This is a genomic window from Paenibacillus sp. 102, from assembly GCF_039549175.1.
In the GTDB taxonomy this organism is placed as follows: Bacteria; Bacillota; Bacilli; order Bacillales; family Bacillaceae_G; genus Bacillus_A.
Genome location: NZ_JBCGHT010000003.1, coordinates 240,694 through 265,777, shown reverse-complemented (window position 1 = coordinate 265,777; position 25,084 = coordinate 240,694). Strand labels below are relative to the sequence as shown.

24 protein-coding genes and 7 pseudogenes are annotated in these 25,084 nt (G+C 33.6%); 10 read left to right on the top strand and 21 right to left on the bottom strand.

The features are described 5' to 3' along the window. Positions 1-226: 226 nt before the first annotated feature. The 3 genes from AAIE21_RS10555 to AAIE21_RS10545 form a co-directional block, all read right to left on the bottom strand. Complete coding sequence (locus AAIE21_RS10555) at positions 227-517, bottom strand: HesB/YadR/YfhF family protein (protein ID WP_343266724.1); 291 nt, start codon at positions 515-517, stop codon at positions 227-229. Positions 518-825: 308 nt separating this feature from the next. Further along, positions 826-3,333 (bottom strand): PBP1A family penicillin-binding protein, encoded by a 2,508-nt coding sequence (locus AAIE21_RS10550; protein WP_343266723.1) that lies wholly within the window; start codon positions 3,331-3,333, stop codon positions 826-828. 1,021 nt (positions 3,334-4,354) lie between these two features. Beyond that, positions 4,355-4,540 carry a hypothetical protein gene (locus tag AAIE21_RS10545; protein ID WP_336452521.1) on the bottom strand — a complete coding sequence of 62 codons (186 nt, stop codon included), beginning with the start codon at positions 4,538-4,540 and terminating at the stop codon, positions 4,355-4,357. A gap of 95 nt (positions 4,541-4,635) precedes the next feature. On the opposite strand from AAIE21_RS10545, the gene AAIE21_RS10540 reads away from it, so the two are divergent. Then, a complete protein-coding gene (locus tag AAIE21_RS10540) occupies positions 4,636-4,842 on the top strand; it encodes a KTSC domain-containing protein (protein ID WP_343266722.1) in 207 nt (68 codons plus the stop codon). Between the two features lie 113 nt (positions 4,843-4,955). On the opposite strand, the gene AAIE21_RS10535 is transcribed toward AAIE21_RS10540, so the two are convergent. From AAIE21_RS10535 to AAIE21_RS10525, 3 genes are all read right to left on the bottom strand, one after another. After that, entirely contained in the window at positions 4,956-5,960 is a 1,005-nt protein-coding gene (locus AAIE21_RS10535) for a GH25 family lysozyme (protein ID WP_343266721.1), read from the bottom strand. 465 nt (positions 5,961-6,425) lie between these two features. Further along, a complete protein-coding gene (locus AAIE21_RS10530) occupies positions 6,426-6,638 on the bottom strand; it encodes a YqaE/Pmp3 family membrane protein (RefSeq protein WP_343266720.1) in 213 nt (70 codons plus the stop codon). A gap of 80 nt (positions 6,639-6,718) precedes the next feature. Further along, entirely contained in the window at positions 6,719-7,036 is a 318-nt protein-coding gene (locus AAIE21_RS10525) for a hypothetical protein (RefSeq protein ID WP_343266719.1), read from the bottom strand. A gap of 660 nt (positions 7,037-7,696) precedes the next feature. Between AAIE21_RS10525 and AAIE21_RS10520 the strand changes: the two genes are divergently transcribed. Next, complete coding sequence (locus tag AAIE21_RS10520; protein WP_343266718.1) at positions 7,697-8,086, top strand: YxeA family protein; 390 nt, start codon at positions 7,697-7,699, stop codon at positions 8,084-8,086. Positions 8,087-8,403: 317 nt separating this feature from the next. On the opposite strand, the gene AAIE21_RS10515 is transcribed toward AAIE21_RS10520, so the two are convergent. Then, on the bottom strand, positions 8,404-8,673 hold the full coding sequence (locus tag AAIE21_RS10515) for a Gp49 family protein (RefSeq protein ID WP_343266717.1): 270 nt from the start codon (positions 8,671-8,673) through the stop codon (positions 8,404-8,406). A gap of 322 nt (positions 8,674-8,995) precedes the next feature. After that, positions 8,996-9,107 (bottom strand): annotated as a pseudogene (locus AAIE21_RS10510) (IS3 family transposase); the annotation flags it as partial. Positions 9,108-9,399: 292 nt separating this feature from the next. On the opposite strand from AAIE21_RS10510, the pseudogene AAIE21_RS10505 reads away from it, so the two are divergent. Further along, positions 9,400-9,671: pseudogene (locus tag AAIE21_RS10505) on the top strand (tyrosine-type recombinase/integrase); the annotation flags it as partial. 215 nt (positions 9,672-9,886) lie between these two features. Further along, on the top strand, positions 9,887-10,501 hold the full coding sequence (locus AAIE21_RS10500) for a pesticidal protein (protein WP_343266716.1): 615 nt from the start codon (positions 9,887-9,889) through the stop codon (positions 10,499-10,501). Positions 10,502-11,730: 1,229 nt separating this feature from the next. On the opposite strand, the pseudogene AAIE21_RS10495 reads toward AAIE21_RS10500, so the two are convergent. From AAIE21_RS10495 to AAIE21_RS10480, 4 genes and pseudogenes are all read right to left on the bottom strand, one after another. After that, positions 11,731-12,228 (bottom strand): annotated as a pseudogene (locus tag AAIE21_RS10495) (bclA protein); the annotation flags it as partial. Positions 12,229-14,383: 2,155 nt separating this feature from the next. Beyond that, entirely contained in the window at positions 14,384-14,887 is a 504-nt protein-coding gene (locus AAIE21_RS10490; RefSeq protein WP_343266715.1) for a MepB family protein, read from the bottom strand. 234 nt (positions 14,888-15,121) lie between these two features. Further along, a complete protein-coding gene (locus tag AAIE21_RS10485; protein ID WP_343266714.1) occupies positions 15,122-15,292 on the bottom strand; it encodes a hypothetical protein in 171 nt (56 codons plus the stop codon). A 479-nt stretch (positions 15,293-15,771) separates the two neighbouring features. Continuing rightward, positions 15,772-16,228: pseudogene (locus AAIE21_RS10480) on the bottom strand (2-methylcitrate dehydratase); the annotation flags it as partial. A 54-nt stretch (positions 16,229-16,282) separates the two neighbouring features. On the opposite strand from AAIE21_RS10480, the gene AAIE21_RS10475 reads away from it, so the two are divergent. Together AAIE21_RS10475 and AAIE21_RS10470 are read left to right on the top strand one after the other, a co-directional pair. After that, positions 16,283-16,600 carry a site-specific integrase gene (locus AAIE21_RS10475; protein WP_343267000.1) on the top strand — a complete coding sequence of 106 codons (318 nt, stop codon included), beginning with the start codon at positions 16,283-16,285 and terminating at the stop codon, positions 16,598-16,600. Between the two features lie 122 nt (positions 16,601-16,722). Next, positions 16,723-16,827, top strand: a pseudogene (locus AAIE21_RS10470) (thioredoxin domain-containing protein); the annotation flags it as partial. A gap of 587 nt (positions 16,828-17,414) precedes the next feature. Here AAIE21_RS10470 and AAIE21_RS10465 read toward each other — a convergent pair. After that, positions 17,415-18,026, bottom strand: coding sequence for a TetR/AcrR family transcriptional regulator (locus tag AAIE21_RS10465; protein WP_343266713.1), 612 nt, complete (start codon positions 18,024-18,026; stop codon positions 17,415-17,417). Between the two features lie 121 nt (positions 18,027-18,147). On the opposite strand from AAIE21_RS10465, the gene AAIE21_RS10460 reads away from it, so the two are divergent. Both AAIE21_RS10460 and AAIE21_RS10455 read left to right on the top strand, forming a co-directional pair. Beyond that, the gene (locus AAIE21_RS10460; RefSeq protein WP_343266712.1) at positions 18,148-18,564 is read left to right on the top strand and encodes a hypothetical protein; all 417 of its coding nucleotides are present in this window, start codon (positions 18,148-18,150) and stop codon (positions 18,562-18,564) included. Between the two features lie 121 nt (positions 18,565-18,685). Then, positions 18,686-19,090: a hypothetical protein gene (locus AAIE21_RS10455; RefSeq protein WP_343266711.1), complete on the top strand. Its 405-nt coding sequence runs from the start codon at positions 18,686-18,688 to the stop codon at positions 19,088-19,090. A gap of 236 nt (positions 19,091-19,326) precedes the next feature. Here AAIE21_RS10455 and AAIE21_RS10450 read toward each other — a convergent pair whose 3' ends face one another. The 7 genes and pseudogenes from AAIE21_RS10450 to AAIE21_RS10420 all read right to left on the bottom strand — a co-directional run bounded on the left by AAIE21_RS10450 (position 19,327) and on the right by AAIE21_RS10420 (position 23,422). Further along, positions 19,327-19,944 (bottom strand): replication-relaxation family protein, encoded by a 618-nt coding sequence (locus tag AAIE21_RS10450; RefSeq protein ID WP_343266710.1) that lies wholly within the window; start codon positions 19,942-19,944, stop codon positions 19,327-19,329. Then, positions 19,886-20,086: pseudogene (locus AAIE21_RS10445) on the bottom strand (FtsK/SpoIIIE domain-containing protein); the annotation flags it as partial. The gene AAIE21_RS10450 and the pseudogene AAIE21_RS10445, both read right to left, overlap by 59 nt. Then, entirely contained in the window at positions 20,082-20,480 is a 399-nt protein-coding gene (locus AAIE21_RS10440; protein ID WP_343266709.1) for a hypothetical protein, read from the bottom strand. The pseudogene AAIE21_RS10445 and the gene AAIE21_RS10440, both read right to left, overlap by 5 nt. A gap of 18 nt (positions 20,481-20,498) precedes the next feature. Continuing rightward, positions 20,499-21,194 (bottom strand): annotated as a pseudogene (locus AAIE21_RS10435) (2-methylcitrate dehydratase). A gap of 14 nt (positions 21,195-21,208) precedes the next feature. Beyond that, complete coding sequence (locus tag AAIE21_RS10430) at positions 21,209-21,838, bottom strand: hypothetical protein (RefSeq protein WP_343266708.1); 630 nt, start codon at positions 21,836-21,838, stop codon at positions 21,209-21,211. A 114-nt stretch (positions 21,839-21,952) separates the two neighbouring features. After that, positions 21,953-22,246: a DUF1064 domain-containing protein gene (locus AAIE21_RS10425; RefSeq protein WP_343266707.1), complete on the bottom strand. Its 294-nt coding sequence runs from the start codon at positions 22,244-22,246 to the stop codon at positions 21,953-21,955. 861 nt (positions 22,247-23,107) lie between these two features. Next, the gene (locus AAIE21_RS10420; protein ID WP_343266706.1) at positions 23,108-23,422 is read right to left on the bottom strand and encodes a hypothetical protein; all 315 of its coding nucleotides are present in this window, start codon (positions 23,420-23,422) and stop codon (positions 23,108-23,110) included. A 111-nt stretch (positions 23,423-23,533) separates the two neighbouring features. Between AAIE21_RS10420 and AAIE21_RS10415 the strand changes: the two genes are divergently transcribed. Next, on the top strand, positions 23,534-24,148 hold the full coding sequence (locus AAIE21_RS10415; RefSeq protein WP_343266705.1) for a site-specific integrase: 615 nt from the start codon (positions 23,534-23,536) through the stop codon (positions 24,146-24,148). A gap of 79 nt (positions 24,149-24,227) precedes the next feature. Next, positions 24,228-24,542: a thioredoxin family protein gene (locus AAIE21_RS10410; RefSeq protein ID WP_001206934.1), complete on the top strand. Its 315-nt coding sequence runs from the start codon at positions 24,228-24,230 to the stop codon at positions 24,540-24,542. 44 nt (positions 24,543-24,586) lie between these two features. Here the strand turns inward: AAIE21_RS10410 and AAIE21_RS10405 are convergent, their stop codons facing one another. Beyond that, positions 24,587-25,003, bottom strand: coding sequence for a YhfM domain-containing protein (locus AAIE21_RS10405; protein ID WP_343266703.1), 417 nt, complete (start codon positions 25,001-25,003; stop codon positions 24,587-24,589). Positions 25,004-25,084: the final 81 nt, after the last annotated feature.

The following is a 25,084-nucleotide window of genomic DNA, read 5'->3' as shown; positions in this document are numbered from 1 at the left end:
AAATTTCATTACTCTCTATTTTCTTTTGAATCTAATTATATTGATTTTCAATATAATTCCATATAAAGCTAGTAAAACAGACTTTTCACTTCCATATATTTATTGTCTTTTTTAACACAGAAAAAAGCGAGTTGTATCTATACCCAACTCGCTTACACATATTTTATATACTGCTATTAATACAATATAATTTTTATATAAGATATTTTTATTTTTAATAAAGTTATTATTTTACATAATTAAATTCAATTTCATCCATTTCCATATGATAACTTACAACTAAATCATAGTCTTGAAAATACCAAATATCATCAGCATCGACAAAAAATTGGATGCCATCCTGTTCAGTAGATGCAGCTATATCTTCTGGTTCCTCAAAAACTAACCCTAAAGAATAACCAGATTGGATGGTACTATTACCACCATATCGCACAACAAAACGTACAAAATCACCGCTCTGTAAATTCATTTCTTCTTTAAACCATTGCATGGCTCTAGATTCAATTTGAATGTTCATTTTATTCTCTCCTTATACGAGTGCCTTTTTAGTTAATCGCTGTTTTACAAAAAACATAAAAATCAAGAGAGCTACCACTCCCGATATTGCACTACCTGCAAATAATTTACACTCGTATTGTACATTTTTAATGGCATATTTCCCTCCGTATATAGACGTATTTTTAAATTTAAATGGTCTACCATCAATAGATTGAGTTGGTCTTACGACTTTGTGCTTAGTTCTACTAGATAAGACTTACTTATACATATAAAAACAAAACCGACTCTTTTTCTAGAGTCGGTTTTGTTTTTATTGTTAAAATATTATTATTGACCACCATTTGGGTTTGCGTTTGTCTCACCTTGACCATTTCCAGTGCTTGGCGGATTCGGACTAACTTGACCTTCACCGTTCCCACCACTTGGTGGATTCACATTACCTTGATCTTGACCATTTCCATTACCTGGCGGATTCGTATTACCTTGATCTTGACCATTCCCATTACCTGGCGGGTTCGTATTACCTTGACCTTGGCCATTTCCGTTACCTGGTGGATTTGTATTACCTTGACCTTGACCATTTCCGTTACCTGGTGGATTTGTATTACCTTGATCTTGACCATTTTGATCATTTTTCTTATTTTCTTCGCTTTGCTCTTGCTCTTGTTTCTTTTTCTCTTCTTCCATTTGTTGTTTCTTTTGTTCTTCCTCTATTTGTTGTTTCTTTTTCTCTTCTTCTATTCGTTGTTTCTGTTGCTCATCATTTTTCTTCTGTTCATCTGAGCTTGAATTTGAACTTGAGTTTGAATTTGACGTGCTCGGATTTGGAGAGGAATCTCGTTTTGCACCTTTCACACGTAATTCATCACCCTCTTGAACAACACTGCTTGGCATTTTGAATTTTGCTTCGCTTGTGCCAAATTTACTCATCATCTCTTTAAAAATTTGTTGAGCAATTTTCGTATTTTTACTGCTTATATAATCTTCAGAACCATCTTTCATATATCCAGTCCACACTGCCATTGTATATTGCGGTGTATAACCAGCAAACCAACTATCACGCGATGCACTAGCTGGTATACCATATCTCGCTAATTCTTTAGATGAATAATTTGTTGTTCCTGTTTTACCTGCAACATCTAATGAATTTACATTCGCTGCTGTACCTGTACCAGAACGAACAACAGAGCGTAACATATCTGTTACCATATACGCTGTATAGTCTTCCATAACACGTTTAGATTTTGGTTCAAAACTTTGTGATTTCCCATCAGGATAAACCACTTTTTTAACGAAGTGTGGTTTATTATATTTACCATCATTACCAAATGTAGCATATGCACCTGCGATTTCAGTTGGTGATACTTCGTTCGTGCCAATCGCTGTTGACTCAACCGCACTTTCTTTAAATGGAATACCTAAGCTTTCTGCAAAGCTTTGCGCTTTACTTAATCCTACCTCTTTTGCTGTTTTAATTGCCGGTATGTTACGAGACATTTTAAGAGCATCACGCATCGTCATCATACCTTTAAATGTTTTATCAGCATTTTGAACTTGTTGTCCTGTCGAATATTTATATGGTGAATCATCAAGTTGATGATAAGTTGGCCATTTTAAATATTCAATTGCTGGGCCATAGTCAAAAATTGGCTTCATTGTTGAACCCGCTGAACGGTCTAGTTCAATTGCCATATTATGCCCTTTGAACGTTGCTTTATTTTCACCACGTCCACTACCTATAGCACGAATTTCTCCAGTCTTTGTATCCATAAATGTAAAAGCACCTTGGAATTTATCATTCGGATAACTAATGCTATTTCCGTTTAAAAGATCATCAGCATATTTCTGTGCTTCTTGATCTAAAGTTGTGTAAATAGATAACCCATCGGATCCAACGTTTGCATCCGGTAACTCTTTCTCTACTTCCTTCACAACAGCGTCTATAAATGCTGGATATGGCATTTCTGTAATTTCTTTAGGTGGAAGAAGTCCCTCCGTTACAGAAACTTTTGAAGCTTCTTCCATTTGTTTTTTCGAAATATATCCATGACGATTCATTAAATGTAATACAACATTTCTACGCTCTGTTGCTCTCTCTACATTTTGTTGTTTGGTTGGATCATAAATACTTGGTCCCTTTGGTAATCCTGCAAGCATCGCAACTTCTGGTAAAGTCAACTCTTTTAATTCTTTTCCATAATAGTTTTCAGCTGCTGTCGCAATACCATATGAACGGTTTCCTAAGTTGATTTTATTTAAATACATTTCTAATATTTCATGCTTCGAATATTGTTGTTCTAACTTATAGGCTAAATATATTTCTTGTGCCTTACGTTTAGGTGTTTTATCCATAGATAAGAAATAGTTTTTAATAACTTGTTGGGTAATTGTACTCCCACCTTGCGAACCATAGTTCCCAGTAAGACTGACTAAAATTGCGCGTGAAGTACCCTTAAAATCAACACCACTATGGTCATAAAAACGTGCATCTTCTGTAGCTAAAAATGCACTTTCTACTAATTTCGGTACTTGATCGTACGTAATATTCGTTCGTTTTTCTTTCCCATATTCATATATCAGATTTTTATCTTTATCATAAATTTTTGCTGACTGTGAATTAACAAGCTTTGATTTTTCAAGTTTAGGAGCATCTTTTATCATAATGAAAAAAGTAGTTACTCCTCCTACGAGCGCCACGATTCCAAGTATTAAACAACCAATTAAAAATTTACGAAAAAAAGATGCTTTACCTTTCGTTTTTTCTTTATTAACACTCGGTTGCTTTTTCTTTTGTACCTGTCTTCGCTCCTCTCGAGAACGATAATTTTCTGACATGTTGCTTTCTCCTGCCTTTCAATTCTCTTGTTGATTTATCATCAATAAATAAGTCTACTCTTACAATGTTGTTTAATCAAAAAGGCCCCGAACACATTTTTGAATCACTTAAAAAATTCATATTTCGTTGTTTGTATTGTCCACCTGTTTCTCTTGATGAAAAATATAATCCTATTAATCTATACACTTGTAATAGTAAGAAGCATATTCTTTTCATACTGAAACTTGAGCTCGTATTCCTCCTTTTATTCCATATAAATCATTTCTTAAACACCTGTCCAAAATGTCTTCATTGTCAAAGCTTGTATCAAAAAGATACAGACACAACTAATACATTTAAACAATAGTTTCTCCCATGTTCTATATTGACACCCTGTTCCTAAACCCTTACCCACAAATAATAAACTGGTAATTGCATTAAAACCAAATAATTTCTTAACTTAGCTTTGATTATATTCCGGACTAGTTGTACAAAAACTGTCATATACAATATAACTTCCTTCTACACAATCGTTAGCGACAAATCAATAGTGTGAATAAAATATCATAACAATATGAATTTCGTGTGAACTTCTAATAAAATGAATCGACATAGATAATCGAAGGGATAAATATGATATATTACCCAACAACCTATATACTATTTACAATGTGCTAGTGAGTCAATATGTAACAGAATTTATCCTGAATTCTACAACATACTTTGTAGAAGCGTTCTAACAAATATTTCTATATCATAAAATAGAAAAGCGACTGGAAATAACCCTTTACTTTATCTCCAGTCGCTTCTTCAAAAATCGCCTATGCACACTACACTTATAAATTAAAAATCAGTGGAGTGTTTCTTCATCACACACCAATTATTAGTCCTCACTAATCGGGCTTTTACTGATAGTTGCCACCAATATAATTCCTTTTTAAAGTTTTACCGACTGTTAATAGCAGGATAAACAGTACAAAACAGTTATCAACTTGTCCTTCTCCTACCATAAGTAAACATTACACATCGAAATACATCCTCTTAAAAATCCGAAACAATTTTACATAAAATGACTGTAAAATGCTTTTCCCTAACAGGAATTACATGTTGAACAGTGATGTTATAAGAACCTGTTTCCTCTCTTTTTTGTTCAACAATTTCATTTAAAATATGTGCTAGAGAATCTTCCTCTTCCAATATAATATCTATAAATTCTTGTTCATTCATATTCTCCACTCCTTCTCAACGACTATATTTCGACAAAATAGCAGGATTTTCCTTTATTAATATCTAAATATATTAAAGAAGGGAGATGAACTAACATGACTTTATATCCAGTAATTTCCAAAAAATTAGTCGCTGTAGGTTATAATCCATCATCTATGATTTTACGAATTGAATTTAGAAATGGTACATATGATTTTTACGATGTCCCGGAAAGTATATACAAAGGATTACAAAACGCACAATCCAAAAGCTACTATCATAACACTTATATTAGAAATTCTTATCGTCACACAAAAATTTAAAAGTCTACATGCATAAAAAGCCTACTTATAAAAATAAAAAAAGATGGTATTATGTTCGATAACATAATACCATCTTTTTTCACATTATTCATACATAATCTATCTTTAGCATATTACCGAACCACTACATGTTCCTCTTTAATCCAGCTACTTTGTCCAATATCAATTGCTCCATCTTTTCTATCCCAAACACGATAAGAAATTAAACCATCAATCACACCTTTAAAGTTTATACATTCAGGTTCTGCATAATAATTAACTTCATATCCAGCGGGGTATTTTGAATAGGCACAGAACCACTCTACATCAAAGTGCTCTAGTTTCGCCCACTGTTTCTCATTCCCTAATCTAATCATATCCTTATCCCCACCGCCCCAATATCCTTCAAAGATAAGATAAGGAATTTTATTTGTGATACGTCCAGTAAATATAGGTTCTTCAGGATTCTCATATAAATTAACTCCATAACCTTCAGGGTATTTTGAAAGAGCACTCCCAATACCTACTGTTTGTCCGGAATCTTTTTTTGTCTGACTTACATCATCTACAAACCAAGAAAGTGACTTATCGCCAACCAAATAATTCAAATCAACTTTCCCAATCCCTTTAATATTCCCTGTTTCAGTATATTGCCATATATCACATAGATAAGCTGGTTTATTACCACCATAACGCGGAATCCATAGGAAATCCGCTTTCACTCCTCTTAAATCATATTTATTATACATGTGATGCCCTACGTATAATCCAACTTTCCACCCTGCGGCTTTACAAGTATTAATAAATGCCTGGGATGCTTCAGCTAACTGATCAGGACCGCAACTTTTTAAGGTATCATCTTCGACATCAAGAACAAGAAATTTAGCGTTTGAACTTACTCTTTCCATAAAATCTTTCGCCTCTATAACTGCATCCGTAACAGAAACATAGCATCCATAAGCATATGCAGCATGTGGTATATCATGTTGTTCCAAATTTGTTACATAACTTCTATACTGCTCATCAACTGTTCTAGAACCATACTGTACACGACATATAGCAAGCTCAATTTGCGGTGCAGCCACATCCCAATCGATATTACCATTCCACTTAGAAATATCAACAATATGTTTGTCCATTATTCCTCTTCTCCTTTTGTCATACCATTTTAAATATCTAAAACGATACTTCCAGATTGGATACATTCCTGCAATATGTATATAGTAGGAATCGATTAAAATAGGTGTTTGTTTTGCTAATTCTATCTAACAATTGATCGAATCGTAAATTAAATACGTTAATACTATATTTATGGTAGTAAGTATCTATACTAAACATTAGTAATATTCAGTACAAACATTATCAATTACCTATAGAAGTTAACTATGTTACATTAATACTACGGTTACTATTACCGTTAAATCCTTGCTCCCTTCAAGGGTTCAACATACTCTCCTAATCCAATATATATAATAGAAAAAAGAATCTGTGACAGATTCTTTTTTCTTATGAACACTTACTAAGTCAACTGTAACTTAATGTTGTATCACAGAAACGTATAAGCCGACTTTCTCAAAAAATATATGAGGTTTTAGTCACACCACTTAAGCTTTAGTTCTAGTATTGATTTTTCCATATGCTCTAATTTGTTTTTTTAGACGCTTATCTGCTTTTTTATCATTTACTACAAGAATCGCATGTATTACTCCTGGTACCCAAACAATCAATGTCAAAAAGAAGTTTATAACTGCTTGAAATGGTTTTCCACAAAGTAAAACAGCAAGTGGTGGAAAAAGAATCGCTAACAAATACATCATTCTTACCAGCTCTCCTTATTATTTACTTGTTAGTTTATACCATCGAAACAAATGTAGTACTAAAAATGATAAAAAGCATCCTATTGGACGCTTTTTATTTCATAGCCATTTAACTTTCCAATACCAAATAACTCAATTTCTGTATCAGTTAATTTCGGGGTAAATTTCACTAATTTTGTCCTACCTTGAAAAACTTCCCCTTCAGTAGTAATAAGTTCAAATACTGGTTGCTCATTTTTCTTCATTGTTTCAATGAAAATTGTATCTTTATCAGTAGTTCCACGTATAATGACTTTCCAGTCTAAATAGTCATCAATCCTTACATAAGCTATTCGAAAATCGATGTCTTCTTTTTTCTCTCCTAAATAAGTGATTTTTTCTACTTCAAACTGTGCCATTTAACTCCCTCCCTTTTACTACATATTCGACAGGAAAGAAGAAAAACCTACACCCTAAAACACCTTTTATTCTTTTAAATTACCAAAACAGTACAATCCATAAAAACTGCGAAAACAATCATTCCTAGAGTTCTTATCCTATCTTAAAAAAGAATAAAATATCCCCTTTCATCCATGCTAATTTTCCTAATAACTACAGTTTCAACCTCACACCTCTACCATTTTGGTGATTTTAATTGCGAAAACCGCTGTACGAATTGCTTAAATCCAAATTTAAAAGAGCACTTAAAAGTGCTCTTTTCGTGATAAGGAGTTTTCAATGAGTATGAAAAAAGCGATTTACGCTTGTCCCATACTTTAATATATGCTCTTCCTGTTCAAAAGGTGTACGATTTATAAAATAAAAATGCTGTTCCAATAATGAAACTTTTTATTATTTAACACTAAAATACTTTTCAAATACAAATGTTTGATCACCTATATAATTCAGCATAATGTTGAGCAATCTTCATATCATTCATATAATATTTGAAACCTTTCCCACTCTAAACAATCTAATTTCCCTTACAAGATTGTAAGGATAGTGTAACCTAACTCGATTTTTTCATTATCAAAATAGCAGTATACTCTCTACAGAAACACATAAAAGGCGAAAAGATCATGAAAAATTTTTTAGCTATCATTGCAGTATTTGCACTATTTTCTAGTTTTGCTATAGGATGTGAAAGAGCCTCTCTAAATAGATTCGGAAAAGATGTATATTATGTACAAATAAAAGGGGTAGGTGAAGTAGAAAAAGTAGAAGGTAAAAATTTACGTAATTACACTCTACCTGCTTATGATGAGAATGGGGTAGAAAAAAAAGTTAGGTTCAGAAGTAAAAAAACATCAAATGATCATAAATTAAACGAAAATGCGTTTTTATGTATTTATGTTGACCAAGATAATGAAAAGAAAACAGACATATCATCTATAGAGGTAAAGTCCTATGAAGAAGTTCCAAAAGAAGACTTGCCTACAAAAGTAAAAGAAAAACTTAATGTAAAATAGTTTCCAAATCACTAAAAGACACTACAAAAAAGCGCTCACCACCTATGCTAATACTTAGAGGTGAGCGCTTCTCTGTTCCACGCTAAAAGTACTCTTTCATCTCTATTCCCATTACTTCAGACAGTTCCTGCGCTCTAGATATTATGCGAATGGAGATTCTTTTGTTATCTTAATTATTTTACGAGTAGCTGCATCCGCTTGTTTTTTGTGTCCACTTAATTCTATATAATCACTTGTTCTTATCAAACTAACCTGCCACGTTAATTTAACAAAGAACTCAACAAACAACATTCTTTAACAAATCCTAAAAAAAGTCGCTATTCTATAGCGACTTGCTTAACTAATTCACATTGCAGCCTATATTCCTCTAATTCCCAAATTTTATCAATAATGCGGTCTTTACAACATTGAATTCCAATATTCACATCATAATTAGCAGGGGCTACACATGCGCTGGATTGGGTTAAAATAAATCCATTCGGTAACTTAGCAACCACTACTGTACATTTGCCATGAAACTCCTCAACTGTCCATCGAGTTTTTTCTAAAATACCATTAATATCTTCTTGTGCTACAGTATTCTTCATTTACTTCTCACCCTTCTGCCTTTGTTTTTCACCCTTCTTCTCTTCGATGTCTAACTTATGATGTTGTAACTCTAAGCCTTGTTCCTGCTTTTGTCTTTTCTCTTCTTGTATTTTTTACTCTTGTTCCATCTGCTGTTGTACTTTTGGCGGTAACTGATCTTATAAGCTAGATTTTCGAAATCCATTATGAATAATATATATGCACTTCATGATCATAGAAGTCGCGAATTTTTAGCCTTTCTAATAGTAATTGTGGTGGTTGCATTTGGATTTCTCATAAATACTTTTTACTATTCCCCTAGATAACTGAGGTTTTATTTCATTAAGCAGCTTCTTGGGCATGAGCCCGGTATTGTACGAGGGCTCATGCCTTTTAGTTTTGCCTTAATTCTTTTATGATTATAGTATTCTATATACTTTGCGAATATTGCTTTTCCACCTTCATTACTATTTAAATACCGTCTCACTGTTCATAAATTTTCTTCTGAAGAAAGTTTATCCATAAAAAACTGCACCCAGTTGTTAGACAAAGTCTGACAACTGGGTGCAGTTCAATTATAACCAGCTCTTCTCACTACCGAATATCAAAATGCTTTTCTTCTACAAATGTTTGTTGTCCTATATCAATCCATCCATCTTCACGAGAATAAATATCATATGCAGTTGTACCATCAACTCGTCCCTTGAAACTTCCATCTGGAGCGCCAGGTGCTGTATAAGTGTTGATGCCATACCTTTAACGGTAATCCTTGCAATTTTAGAAGTTTGACCTAGCTCTGGAAAAAGCTTATAAAGAAAAGTGAGGCTCTTGATATTCACTTCCATGATCTAAGACATACTCATGCAATATTGATGTTGAAACAAAGTATTCATCCAAAGATTGTAAGCGAACGTTTAGGACATAAAAAAGTAGGCGTCACATAGACACCTACTCGCATGTTGTACCAGAACTACAAGAAAAAGCAGTTGAAGATTTTGCAAATACGGATTTCACATAAAAATACTAGCAAATTTCGTACACTAAAAAATTGTTCACTGTTTATTCGAACTACAGTGAACAAAAAAATGAACCTAAACAATCTTATTCTTCAAGACTTTAGACCACTTATTTTCGAAAAGGTACAGTACCACATTTTAAAACAAAAAATAGTTATATATTGAAACTTTCATCATATACCTGTCTTATGCTCTATATAGAAGGGAATGTTGAAAAATGGGGAATAATCACTTTCATAATGTGTTTGCTGTGAAACAAGAACATTTGGGGCAAGTTCTTAAATTAAAGAAATTCTTTGAAGAATTGGATATGGATTTTAATGATTTCACTGATCCTCGCACTCTAGTCAACGTGCTGGAATCAAATCATGATATAAACTTTTTAAAGTCGTCACAGGAAGCAATCATCGGAGGAGAAGCACTTCAAATTTCAGAATTGATTGAGAAAATTAGTAATCTGATTATTAAAGATATATTAGTATTTCCTACTTATCGTTGGGGTGAAAGTATAAATCAAGATATTGTGAGTCAGGTGACCGATGCTATTACTAACATGTTTATTAATTTAAATAAGCAAGATTCTGAACCATGGATTTTCTGGTATAACACTGGGAATAGTTTTCCAAGATATACTTATAATATTTTAATCGCTATAGATACTCAGGACAAAGACTATCTTACAGACGTTTTAGCAATTAGTTTTGATGTTTTGGTTGTAAAGAAAACTAAAAAGGAAGTTTTCTCTTTCACAGTTAATGATAGTGCACAATGCCTTATAATGATGAAACATATGCTTGTTGGGATTAAATTTGAAGATGTTTATCCCTTGTAACCCCCGCCCCTCTACTTATAAGTTGAGGGGCTGTTATTTATTATTATTGGTTCATCTAAGCGTACGAAATCCATGAAATGTTGGTACTATCCCATGCCCATCAACTTAAGAATTTTATAACACCCCAAAACCAAAAAATTGTACATTTTCACATGAAGATGTCAATTTTCTCGTTTTGGGGGTATTTGTATTTCTTAGCTTGATAGCGATGGGGTACCGCCAGCATTTTGGAAAAAAACCACGCTAAGCAAAAAATACAATAAGCCGTCCATATGGACAGCTCATTTACATAATTATCGGTATCGGTATGAAAAAAGGATTTTTACTTGAAAGATTCTTCAGACTGTAGACAAATGTGAGAAAATTTAGTTCGTCTACAGTCTGAACCCACCTTTAGGTGGGTTATCATATATTTTTAATTTATCTCACAACGAGATTTTCATTTTCTTTATTAATCACAATACCTATCACTACAACCATCATATTTAAACCACGCTTCACCAAGGCAGTTACTTTGCCAACTTCCTCCTTTAGTACATCTTAATTCAATTCTATAATCTCCGGGTGGTATACCTGCGTCCGCTGACGTATCTATCCAGTCATACCAAGTTCTTAAATTTCTATCAAGATAACCTTGTCTATAAATATCTACACCATCTACTCTCGTTAATCTGTAGTGCATCATAGCTCCACTTAATATTCGAACTCTTTTCTCAATTCTCGAGAGCTGACCGTATGGCATCCTAACTATTGGAGTATAATCACAGATTTCACCGGGCTCAAGCCAACCGTTATAATTTCGTTTGCCAGGAGGACAAGTTGCACTTGCTTCTGTTGGTGCAAAAAAAAGAGATAGCAGCAGTCAACATAATCACAGCTCCACTTGAAGCAAACCATTTTTTCATAAAATTTCTACCCTTCTTTTCGTAATTTTATGGATAATGAGATAATGTATCATTTTTTCTACTTGGCCCAGTATCAGTGTTCGTGTAACCAGGGATAAAGTAGAAAACTTGAATATATCAAGGTTTAAAAATAAAGAAATATTAATACTCATTTAATAAAATGAATTATGTATATTGTATACATGTGAGGTTAACATAATGCACAATTATTCTCATAAAAAAGAGTCCTAGAAATCGAGGACTCTTTTTTATGATTTGAAAGTAACTTTTTGAATAAAAGATTTATTTTCATTCTGCAAGAAACGAACTACGTTGTAGTAGAGTTTATATATTTACAGCTGTAATTTTACAAGTTGAAATAGCAAATCTATAGTCGATTGGATTAGATGGATCTATAGGTAAAGTACCTATCACTATACCAAGACCTGTTCGTTCCACGTTAAAATTTATTGCAGTAGAACCATTACTTACTAAAAGGTTCACTGTAGAACCAATACGTGTATCTAGTACTTGTCTAATTGGTCGTTCACGACAATCACATTCGCACCCTGAATCTGTAGGTGAAAGTAATGTTATAGGTGGTACTGTTGGTAAGAATCCTACTCCTATTACATCAGAAATATTGACTACGAAGGATCCAGTGCCACCTGTAACTGTAACTAAAAAATCATTCACGGAAGTGATAGTAAATAGAAAGAAAAGAGGGGGCATGTTTGGTGGGTCTGCAATAGTGGCAAGAATTACAGTTTGCCCGATAAGTTGTTGTAAAACATTCTGCATAGGTGAAACGCAGCAATCACAAAGGCACCCTTTTCTTTTTCCTGGTCCTGGAAAAGGAACGGAAATAGGAATAGGAACAAAACAAGGAACCGCACAAGGGTTACAGTCTCTTCTTTTATTTCGGCTCAAGAATAATCACATTCCTTTACTTATAAATCACTTATATAACAATAGATGCAAAATGATTTCGTTTTTCTTGTATATTTACCTATCATATAATAATTACTTCCGGTTTGTATCTGTTCTCTTAACCATAATTATTTTCTGTAATGCAGTATTATTTTTACTCACTTCTTTACTCTTCCCCATCCCTGTAAGACACCAGCTTGCTACTCACCTTGTTTATATAAATTAGTGATTAGAATTAGTTTCTTTTCATTAAAAGTCTTTTGTATACCTTATACATGTGAGGTTAACATAACGCATCATTATTAGTAGCAAACAAAAAAGACTCATCCTTTCTTACAAAGAATGAATCTATTTATAAAATTTCTCATTAAAAATAAAAAATCATAAACAATTTTACTAATGTTTTTAATCACAATGATGTTCGTGTTTCGAAGAATCTTTATAATATTTGTGCTTTGAATAATCATTATAATATTCGTGTGTTGAATAATCATTATAATATTTGTGTGTTGAATAATCATTATAATATTTGTGTGTTGAATAATCATTATAATATTTGTGTGTTGAATAATCATTATAATATTTGTGTGTTGAATAATCATTGTGATGTTTGTGTTTTGAATGATCATTGTGATGTTTGTGTTTTGAATGATCATTGTGATGTTTGTGTTTTGAATGATCATTGTGATGTTTGTGTTTCCGGCAATCACAATGAGATTTATGTTCTGGACAATCATTGTGATGTTTGTATTTCCAACTCATTTTCTTATACCTCCTTTTCAAACAATATTTGTATTATTTTATGTTTTAATAAGAAAAGTGCTTGTTTTCTTATCTCATTCTTTATATAAAAGTTGAAAATTTAGGAAATAACGGATTATGTGCCGTCGTTGAGTTGAAAGCTTTAAAACAGAAATTTCTTTTAAATTTCAAGAAAAACTCTCTATGAATGATTATCCATAGAGAGTTCACATAACGTCTCATTTTAAGAAGTTGTGAACTCGGGAAAAGTACATGAACACTGGATTCCTGTTTTATCAGTTATACGCCACTTTATGCAACGTTGATTTCATGCGGTTTGTAAGGATTATTCCCTTTGAAACTATGCATAAAATTCACCTTATTAACTACTATACTATCTCTTTTTTGGGTGTCCGATAAAAAGAGCACTCTTTGAAGGATTACGAGTATCCCCCATTAACGAAAGTTAATGAGGTACAAGCAGTATATGCTTGTCCACTCTAATACGTGAATCAGGGCACCCAATCTAGTGGATGCTCTCAACGTGATAAGAAGGGTGAATATTGAGTGAATAAGCGTTTCGCTTGTCCGATACTTCAATATATGCTTGTCCTTCTCAAAAGGTGCAATAAAAAAAGCACCTCGCCCAGGTGCCACAAAACACGTAGAGGTTACTAACACGTCAAAAAAGACCTTTCTGTGCCATTGTATGTTTACATTTTTCTTTATATTACCTCTTTTTTAGGCGTCTAATTTGTCTAATTTCGAGCCACCGATTTGGGTATAAGTAGCATGATAAGCTTTATACAATTTGGCAGTAGACATCACCATATCAGGCAATATATCTTTTTCATATACACTCGAACCATCACATGCCTTTTTAATCCAATCTGTTAACCTCAAAACTGCTTGAGCAACAGCTTCTTGCACTTCAGGAATTTCTGTTTTTTTTCTTCCATCACCAATACACTTTCCCTATAAATATCTTATGTACTTTTTGAAATTTTTACTTTCTCATTCCCCAAGTACTTTAGTTCAATTATCTGACGCTGATCATTATCAAGCGCATTTTGCAACGTCCTTTCAATCTACTTAAACCATATCTCATGCTTTTTATCTTCTTTCATTTTCGGAAAAAGAACAGTGTATCCAGCTTGAATTTGTTCTTCTTAATTTTTCATCCGGACACGTAATGCTTTGTAGTCTTTCAGCTCTTTCACTACAAGTCTCCGCATCTCTTTTTCATCGATGTCTTCAAAGAATGATAATTGATTCATATGATACGCTTCCCCTCCGTCCCAGATAGTTTTCTATTTGATACAAGAAACTATGAATATAAGTTTAATAAATTATCTATAGATAAATTTTCAATGTCACTTAAATCAATAAAATAATGAAGTTGCCACTTTTGACTCTTTTTAGCTTGATTGCTAACAGGTTTATCCCAAATAGGGTAAACCCTCATAGCCATCTTTCCTTTTTCACTTTGAGTTTTCAATATTTTTTCTTTTACAAGAGTCTCTTTTGGAAAAATAAATTGTCCTAGTTTATTATCGTCAATACAAGTAATAACTAACAGATCAGGAGAAGACTCATAGGAGAATGCCTGATTTTTCATATTTTCATTTTTTTCCCAAAAAGAGACAAATTGTCCAACCTTATTAGGAGTAATTTTTGAAACCCTAAAACGTATAGTTTTATTATTTAACTGGAATATTCCCCCTGCATATTCTGAATTTTGCTTTTCTTCTTTTAGGTTAGTGATTAGTAAATTATTAGGTATATAAATCATCTTATCTAATTTTTCGAGTGTGTTATTAAAATTGTTCATGTAAATTCCCCATTTGTTTATATTTTAGTAAATCAAGAACATTTGTTCTTGTACATCATACAAAATATAAATCTTAAAAGCGAGTCTCTATGAACCATTATTTCTTTGTTTTTCGATTCAATTTGTTTCATTACATGCTCAAAGTCATACTTTAATAAACGATACCATGTATCCCTTAACATTTTTCTAAACTTTCTCCATTACCTGAGCAGTTAGCTTTTGCTAGCTGCCCTTTTACACTTCGATAATTTCGAATTTCTGACAAGTATCAGCATGCTCTTTAGAAGGATATTGTTCTGCTTCTTCCGGTTTATTTACATCCTTAAAATGATAAACATCTGGATTATAGTTATCATTATACTTTAAGTATTTCTTTGTTTTTACATTTTGAATTACGTATGCCATTGTCTATTCCCCATTTCTACATTTTCAAATGAAATTTTTATTAGAATCTATCACTTTATTTCTCAATATACAGAACCTAGAATTTTTATTATTAATCGTGTATTATATAAACAAAGAGTAGAGTAAGAACTATTCTTTGCCATCTTGGAGAGGACCTGCTATTCATAGCTGGTCCTTTTCTCATAGATTTAAAACCGTACAAAGTAGCGTTTTTGTTCAGTTTTCTGACACCCTTATTTTTAAAATTTTCAACAAATAAACATCAAAATATTAAATAATATTAAAATATAGAAGTAGTTCATTTTATTACTTGGAGGGATTTTAATGTCCATGGGAACTTGGGCTGCAATTTGTATAGCTTTATTTAGAGGAGTTATTTCTTCTAATAGCAAGTCGAAAGACTCCCGTAATAAAAATGGATAAACAACCTGCTGAAATGTTAGATACCTAGCATTTCAGCTACTAATCTCTTCTCAAATATTTGCTAGCTTCAAGTATGATTCGCCTTCTAAACGACGTTTCACGATATCAGGTAATTTTTTCGGCATTCCATCAAAACTTGGTGCTAAACCACTAACAATGAATGCATCAATCACTTCACGATCTACTTGCTCTTTCTCTTCGCGCGTTTGAATCTTTTCTTCTGGAATATCGAAATCGGCTTCTATTTGTTCAAACGATAGCTTCACTTCTTACACAATTCCTTTATCGTTCACTTCATACTGTGTAAGCGGCTCGCTTGTTTTTGTATTAGTAGTGATATTAAAACTCATGCATAGATTCTAATGCGATAAGAATTTTCGTATCGATCATTTCAGATAAAGAATCCAGTTTACCTTTTAAACATGAATCTGTTACTTTCAAAACGAGTTCTTTCTTACCCTCAGATTTAAGATTTACTTTCTTTAAAGTTGGTTTAAATTCGATATATGCCATTATGATCCGGTCCCTTTTATAAAATAGATAATTGCTTGCAATGGCTATCACGCGATTTGTTTAGATTATACATCCGAACCCGGCCATTGTTACGGTAGTCAATATAATGATTATGATTTAATCTACTCTACCTTTAACGGCAATCCTTGCAATTTTAAAAGTTTGACACAACTCTGGAAAAAGCTTATAAAGAAAAGTGAGGTTCCTGATATTCGGTTCCATGATCTAAGGCATACCCATGCAACTCTAATGTTGAAACAAGGTATTCACCCGAAAATTGTCAGTGAACGATTAGGGCATAAAAGAGTAGGCATCACATTGGACACCTACTCACATGTCGTACCAGGACTTCAAGAAACTGCGGTGGATTAATTTGCAAACGAATTGTTCGGAAATAAAACCGTTCGTTAGAAATTCGTTAGAAGTTTCGATTTTTTAATGAAATTACCACCTAAAAAATACAAAATAAAACAATTGTAAAGGGAGCGAAAAACATGAAAGAAATCAAGTCTGAAAAGGAATTTAAGGACATTATCGCAAGCGAGGAGCCCGTAGTAGTTAAGTTCTTCACAACATGGTGCCCAGATTGCGTACGGGTGAAGTAGTACGATTTACGCATGATTATGCAAGGTTGAAAAACGTTATATTATAAGGGTTTAGAGGACATATCAGCGACCATTTACCTCTTGCCATTACTTGGAAGTATCCGTTTAGTTTGCAGTTTTGTTTGCAATCCTGTTTGCAAACTTGTTAGCACTTTTTATACTTCTTCTACTAAAAACCTCCATTGTATTTCTTCTATTACACATCACTCTCACTGCCATTATGACGAAAATCATTAATTAAGGAAATTGTTTTTTCTTTTTCAAATTTTTCCCAGGATATAAAATTCGTGTTTTGTTGGTACTCCCCATGCCCATCAACTTAAGAATTCAGGATTACCCCAAAATGAAAAAATGAGCTTTTTTGTTACAAGTTAGCACAAAATTTCGTTCTGGGGGTACTATAAAATTTTAGCTTGATAGCGATGTGGTACTTCCCCATGCCTATCAAGCTAAGAAATCAAGTCGCCCCCAAAACAAAAAATCTCACTTTTTGTCTAAAAAAAGATAAGAAGTGAGATTTTTGGGGATACTACCAATAATGGGACGTTATGTTAACCTTACATTTATAAAATATCATACTCTTATTCATCTTTTTTATTAGGCTCTTGGATTTGTAGTAATTCAACAAAAACACTTAGCATGTCCTGTATTTGAATACGATGATCAACAAAGTGTTGTAAGTTGTATCCATTAAATAGGGCCATTCCTGCTGTTGCTAAAGTTCTAGCATCTAATGGGCTTCCGATTATATTTTCGTCTTTCATTATCTGAAAAAAATGTGTAAGAAATGATCTCCATTCTTCCATCTGGAGAATAAGCCTTGCTTTTATTCGGGGTAATTGATTAGATATCATACATCCTTGGAGAAGCATGGGAGAAGATCCTTTTTCATAAGCCTCATTTACCAAACGCATAGAGTGTTCTTTAAATTTATTTAGTAAATCACACTCTTTTTGAGTAAGAGACTCCTTTAAATCTTCAAAATAAAAATCAATTCCTTCTTTTATCAGTTTCAACAAAAACTCCTCTTTATTGGAAAAATGAGCATAGAAAGCACCTTTAGAGTAACCAGCATGTTTCACAATTTGATCAATACTTATACTAGAATAGCCTTGCTTAGAAAACAATTCAATTCCTGATTGCATTAATCTCTTAATTGTATCTTCTGATTGTTTCTGATGATAATTCACCATAGTAACCCCCTCCCTAAAAAACTGAATATTTAATTAATCCTAACAAGTTCATCAGCATATAATAAATTAATTAATACCGACTAGTTGGTATTAATTAACTTATTATAAAGGAGATGATTAAATGACATTATCTCAAGGAATTATAAGGAAATGGTTGTTGCCGTTTGTTTTATTTTTTACATTGATTTTAATATTTTTGCCACAAAATAAGGCAGAGGCAGCAACAATGAGTGGAGACGTTAGTTATAAATACGGCATGGCATCTAAGTCCTTCGTAACCTATAGAAGCCCTGTTACATTAAATACAGCATGTGAGAATGTGGCTAGCTCCAATCAAGATCAAAGGGTTTATCTTCAATTTTATCAAAATGGGTATTGGTACAATGCAGATAGTGCAACTATTGACTGTGGTACCTGGCCCGAGAGTTGGGTGGATCTTTACCCTTACCAAACTAAATTGGGAAAAACTCATCGTATATGGTTTAGTAATCCAAGGCCGGGATATAAAGTTACTGTATCTTATTTCCTTTATTATTGATATATGGATTACCACCAGCATTTCGAAAAAAAACACATTAATTTTTGATAGTAAAATGAAATTTTCAGATTAGATTATAACTCTACTTGATTATTAATATTTTAATAAGGGAGAAGAGCACATGAAAAAATTTATTATTATGTCGTTAATTAGTTTTACATTAATTTTCGGTGTGTCAACCCAAGCTAGTGCAGCAGGTTATTGGTTTAAGACTGAAGATGGACGCATTGATGGTGGTCTTAATTTTCCAGATTGGAAAAATATGAATGTGCAAGTTGATGTATGGGGTTTATACGGGTATTCGAGTGTCTGGGGGAATGGTACTTATTCTCCTAAGAAGTTAAAAGTTCGTTTATGTAATAGCTATACAGAAAACTGTACACAATTTAAATCATTCACTGAAATAAAAAAGGGGTACGGAAGGGTAAACTTTTATAACGTGCAACCTTATCATTATTACTTAGATATAGAAGATACTTCAAGTTATACTCAGGTGACCGGATATTCTAATACAATTGCATATTAAAAAACTAAAAGGTAATAAAGGCGATTCTCCAACATGGGGAATCGTCTTTTTTATTATTATATTCTTCAACTTGATTGTATTGGAGCTTGTAAGGGTTCACGTCATATCACCATCAATCTAAGATAAATTTATCAATATCTGACAAGCTACAATTGTTTTTTAACGAATTGTAACGGTAATGGGCTGTAAAAAAACAACAACCCTTTTATAGGGGGAGTTATTTTTTTGTTACACTCTTATATACTTGAAACCACATAAACCTTCACAAACAAATCATACTTAGCCGCTAACTGCTCCAATTTCTTTTCTCTATATTTTGTAATCGTAAAGAAATGAATGACAGGCATTTTCCCATTGTATTTCTGTTTATAAATTTGCGTAAACTCTTCATACTTTCTTAACTTCTCTTCATTTATTTTCATCTTTTGTGAACGATCTACTTCAACTGCATGCAGTATCCCTTCTTCATCACGAAACTTCACATCTGGAATAATTCGCTTCTCCTCTCCGTTTTTCTTGTATCGTATTTCTGTTTCAATTTGCCAATCGTCCGGACGATATAAATGTAACCAGGCTTCATTTCGCAAAAGTGCATGAGCCATTTTCCCTCGAGATACCACTATACCTTCACCAATCAGTGAGTGACCTTCTTTGTTTAGATAATATACATATTCCTTCCCATGCACTGCTTTACTCACATAAGGCTTCATATCTGCCATAATCCTATTCGCATTCCGTATGCCACGCATGTCATGCACGCACATCAAATGCCTTCTTGTTGCAAACTGCAGCTTTCTAATCGTCGCAAGTATCGTCATCTGACGGTTGATTTTCATATGTGTCTGGATGTTCATGTTTCTCCACCTCATATCCTTTTAGATGTTCCCACATGACTTTGTCATCGATATACGGTACTTGAAGCTCTGTGAAATTCTCCTTCATATAGATTGCTCTTCCTGGTACAGAAGGTAAATGTTCTAATCCGGACTGATCAATACTCCCCACCCCTTTTAACTTCTCGCATATCAGTTGGTCCTTCCCATTGACCTCGCTCTTTCCACCGCTTCTTTAGCTTACTGACATAATTAGGGCTCCGCTCATACATGATGCCAATTCTTTTGTCAGCAATGCCTTGTAGATTTAATTCACGAACCCATTCTGGTGTTAAACCTATGGGAATATTTTTTCTCTTCCCACCGCGTTCTTTTGACTCTGTATCAAAGTACCTGCCCAACTGGCGTAACTCTTGACCAGTTGGGCAATCTCCACAAACACTAATGCTGAAACATTCATCTACCGAACGATTGTAGTAACACCGTTGACACTTTTGCTCTATTATGTCGCCAATTTCAAATGTGATTTTTGTGCGTTCCTCTTTTAATAGTTTCATTGTGGTTCCCCAAAAAGATTAGTCTCCTAAATTTTCATCAGATGGCTTGTCCTCGTCTGTTATTTCCGGTTCTTGCTCTGATTTCTCTTCTCTCTTTTGTTCATCCACTTTTTCAGCCTTCTCCTCTACCATTGGCTGCTCTGATGCTTCTGGTTGATTCTCTTTCCATTCGTGCCATTTCAGTGCTAATGGTGCTACGCGTTTACGATATTCATCTATCACTTCAATAATCTTTCCTGATGACATATCCAACTCGTTTGCAAGCTTCAATTACGATTCACCCTCTAAACGACGTTTTACAATGTTCGGTAATTTGTTTGGCATTCCATCAAAACTTGGTGCTAAGCCACTAATAATGAACTCATCCACAATTTCACGATCAACTTGCTCTTTTTCTTCACGCGTTTGGATTTTCTCTTCTGGGATATCAAAGTCTGCTTCTATTTGTTCGAATGATGGTTTCACTTCTTGTACAATTCCTTTATTGTTTACTTCATACTGAGTAAGTGGCTCATTTGTTTTCGCATTTAATGTCACGTTGAAATTAACCGTTAACGACTCAAGAGACACATCCACTTTCATATCGATCATTTCAGAAAGAGCATCAAGCTTACCGTTTAATGAGCTGTTTGTTACTTCCAAAACCATTTCTTTCTTCCCATCTGGTTTAAGATTTACTTTCTTTAAAGTTGGTTTGAATTCGATATATGACATATGATCCGCTCCCTTTATTTAGCTTGTTTTTTTCTACCCTTAATCAGTTCATCATTTTTAAAGCCTCGATAATGGCGAGCTTTAATTAACAAGTAATCTACACCATATTTTTCAGCTAATTCAGTAATAGGTACCTCTTTACCACGGAATAAAACTTTTACAGTTATATCCCGATTTCTTGTTTGTGTTTTTCTATCTACCCACCTACAATTCTCTGCATCATAATTACCGTGATTGTCAATTCGATCAAGAGTTAAATCATCCTTATAACCATTGGTAATGGCCCAGTTATAAAAATTCTCATAACTCAACCAATCGCCACAAATAGTAACGCCTTTTCCTCCATAATACTGATAAGACTTATTCTTTTCGTTAAGACATCTACTTTTCATGTTCTTCCAAGTTGTATAAAGTCGTTTATTAACATTTTTCAACCCATGAGTTTTATTGCCTAACTTACGACTCTTCTTCGCTAAACAACCGCAACTTTTCTTTTTACCTACACGAAGATCTGTTACACTCGAATAGGTTAAATTACCGCAATCACATTTACATTCCCAATAGGTTAATTTGCCTTTCTTAACCTTTCCTAAAACCGTCAACATCCCAAAACGTTCACCTGCAATATCAACCCATTTTGGCATCTACTTCCCCCTCTTAGCTGCTTTACGTAACTTTTCTAATTCGGAAATTTCTATAAATCCACCGTACTTTTTAACGTAAGACAAAAGAATTAAGTTTAAATGCGGATATTTGTATTAGAACATTTTCTTCTTCAATGCAAACGTTTGGGTAATGAATCCCTTAATATCGATAACCTCAATATCGCCACCAGGAAGGTAAATCATGAAGTCTGCCTTGTATGTAATCTTTTTAAATCCCTTCCCGTCTTTCTTAAAAGTAGGTTGTAATTCAAATACCGGTTGCAATTCAAACCCTTGTATTTCTCCATCTGCATGACGCTCTTTTAATAGTTTGTAATACTCGCCTTCTGCTTTTGAGTCGAAAGTATGACCGTCAATGGTAACTTCTTTATTCCCGTACTTACTCATTGTTATCTTCTTTCGTTGCACTAATTAGTAACGTAATTTCATAAACACGATTTCCCACTGATTCCACTCTCCTTCACTCCCTGTATAAATCTTCAAAATCAATACATACTATTTACAGACCGCTTAATCCACGGTCGGCACTATTTCTTTTGTTTACAGTAGTAAGCAGGTAGTTTCTTCCCCTATCTGCTTTCTCTGTATATTTTTTAATTTTTGGCATACACTATCCTTACGCCTTCAACACTGATTCACAACACGATTAGGCGTTTCTGCAACCTTCCAATATTTTTGATACTCCGTGTAAGGAACAGCGTATATAGCTGTTTCTTTTTTATTTCCCGACAAAATCAGCATGCATAAATTCCACCCTACGGAAAACAATATCTACAAGCCGTCCGAACTAGCGGCTTCACTCTTCTTGTAATGAGAAAGCAATTTATTGCAATTGAGTAACTCATTCAACCCACCGGCAGGCGACTAAAATTGTTGTCTGCCATTCTTTTGTATAAACTTTTTTAATTCACACAAACTACTCGTAAGTGAGTTGCTGTACTATTGTTTTTTCAGAAAACATAATTTCCAACGTAAGCAGATGGCATAAGAGGCTATCTGCTTTTCGTATAATCTTTTTCATTTCACACATACTATCTATGAACCAGTTTACCAATACGAGTCATTTTGGTGTTTTGAGTTATCCTTCTGGGATAAGCGTTTTTGCTTATCCCATTTTGTTGTATATATCTTTAAATTTTCGTTAACACTATTTACAAGCTTGATTTCTGACTATTCGTAGTTTCTATCAAAAGTAATCTTTTCTCCTAATCAGGACAGCAGATACGACTGCTTGTCCTGATTTTTTACTTATACCGCATACACCCCTTTCCGATAATCTCGAACAATATTGCCTTCTTCATCTAAGTGAGCAATTTCCCACCAAGGATGGACATTGCATTTCTCAAAATCTCCATCCAACACCACAAATAAATTCGTCTTATAGTTACCAACGATCGTTCCCATTCGCCCAGCTACTTGTACACGCATACCACGATAAGCAAAATCAATCTTTCTATACCTGCACATTCTTCGGAAATACTTTTCCTTTCCATAAAGTTGCGTAATATCGGCAAATCCAAGATTTTCACACTTCACATACTTTAAAAATTCGTGAACTGGCATTGTGAAAAATTCATTTTTAAACTCAAGATAATAGTGCTACGCTGTACGTCATGAGATTATAAAAAGAAATGTCGCTGATGTAGTAAGCCCTCCTAAGGGTGAAGAAAAACCGTGAACACTTGGTCAGAAGAAGACGTACTGCGTTTTTTAGAAAATGCTAAGGATAGTCGATATTATGTAACTTATCTTCTTGCCATCACTTGCGGAATGCGTAAAGGTGAAATTTTAGGACTACAATGGAAGGATATTGATTTTGACAGACGGACCTTATCTGTTAATCGTTCCCTCTCACATATAACCAAAGAATTTCACGAGCCTAAAACATCTACAGGCAAGAGATTAATTGTTCTGCCTGAAATTACTTTACAGGCACTTCAAGAACATCTCCAGAAAATAAATGAAGAAAAAGAACGGTATGGCGATGGATATAATAATTATGATTTAGTTTACCCAACCTATAATGGTAACCCCTGCGATTTCAGAAGTTTGACACAGCTCTGGAAAAAGCTTATAAAGAAAAGTGGGGTTCCTAATATTCGTTTCCATGATCTAAGGCATACCCATGCAACATTAATGTTGAAACAAGGTATTCACCCGAAAATTGTCAGTGAACGATTAGGGCATAAAAGAGTAGGCATCACATTGGACACCTACTCACATGTCGTACCAGGCCTACAAGAAAAAGCAGTCGAAGATTTTGCAAACAATCTATTTCAAAAACACTAATGTTTGCAAAATGTTTGCAAATACGGATTTTGCATAAAAATACTAGCAGATTCGTATAAAATCGAAAGGAGCAAAAAAAATGAGAGAAATCAAGAGTGACAAGGAATTTAAGGACATTATCGCAAGCGAGGAACCAGTTGTAGTAAAGTTCTTCACAACATGGTGCCCAGATTGCGTACGTATGGACAACTTTATCGGAGATGTAATGGAAGAGTTCAATAAATTTGAATGGTACTCTATTAATAAAGATGAATTCCCAAGTATTGCAGAAGAGTATCAAGTAATGGGAATTCCTAGCTTATTGGTGTATCAAAATGGTGAAAAACTTGGTCATTTACATAGTGCAAACGCAAAAACAGAAGAACAAGTTACTGAGTTTTTAGAAGCATACTAAAATAGAAAAAGTGCCTCTGAGATATATTTTTTCAGAGGCATTTTTTAGTCTTTTTTAATGATTATCTTTCGCAATTGCTTAGTCATTTCTTCAGAAGTATAATATGCGGTTTCCTCATGACCGATATACATGATGACACTTTTCTCCCCTGCGCCTCCGAGGTATAGATGGATTCCATGTGTATCTCCATTTTGATATGTAATTAACAAATCGTATTGCGGCTTTTCATCACTTCTTTTTTGTTTTTTTACGTCGTTTAGCAGATTATGAATCCTCTTTAATTTTTCTTCGTCTTCAATATTTATAAAATAATCTTCATTTAAACCACCTAACCCTTTTGAAGTAGATATCGACAACTTAGAAATATCTTGTTTCTTTACATTATCTTCATTGAACGCCCCACACCCTGCGCTAATCAATGTCAGCATTACTAATATGAAACAAGATAATATTTTTCGCATTCCAACCACCCCTTCCTTATATTGTAAATGAAATCCCATACAATTTTAAGCACTTTGTACTTCGCAACATATTTTTCCTTC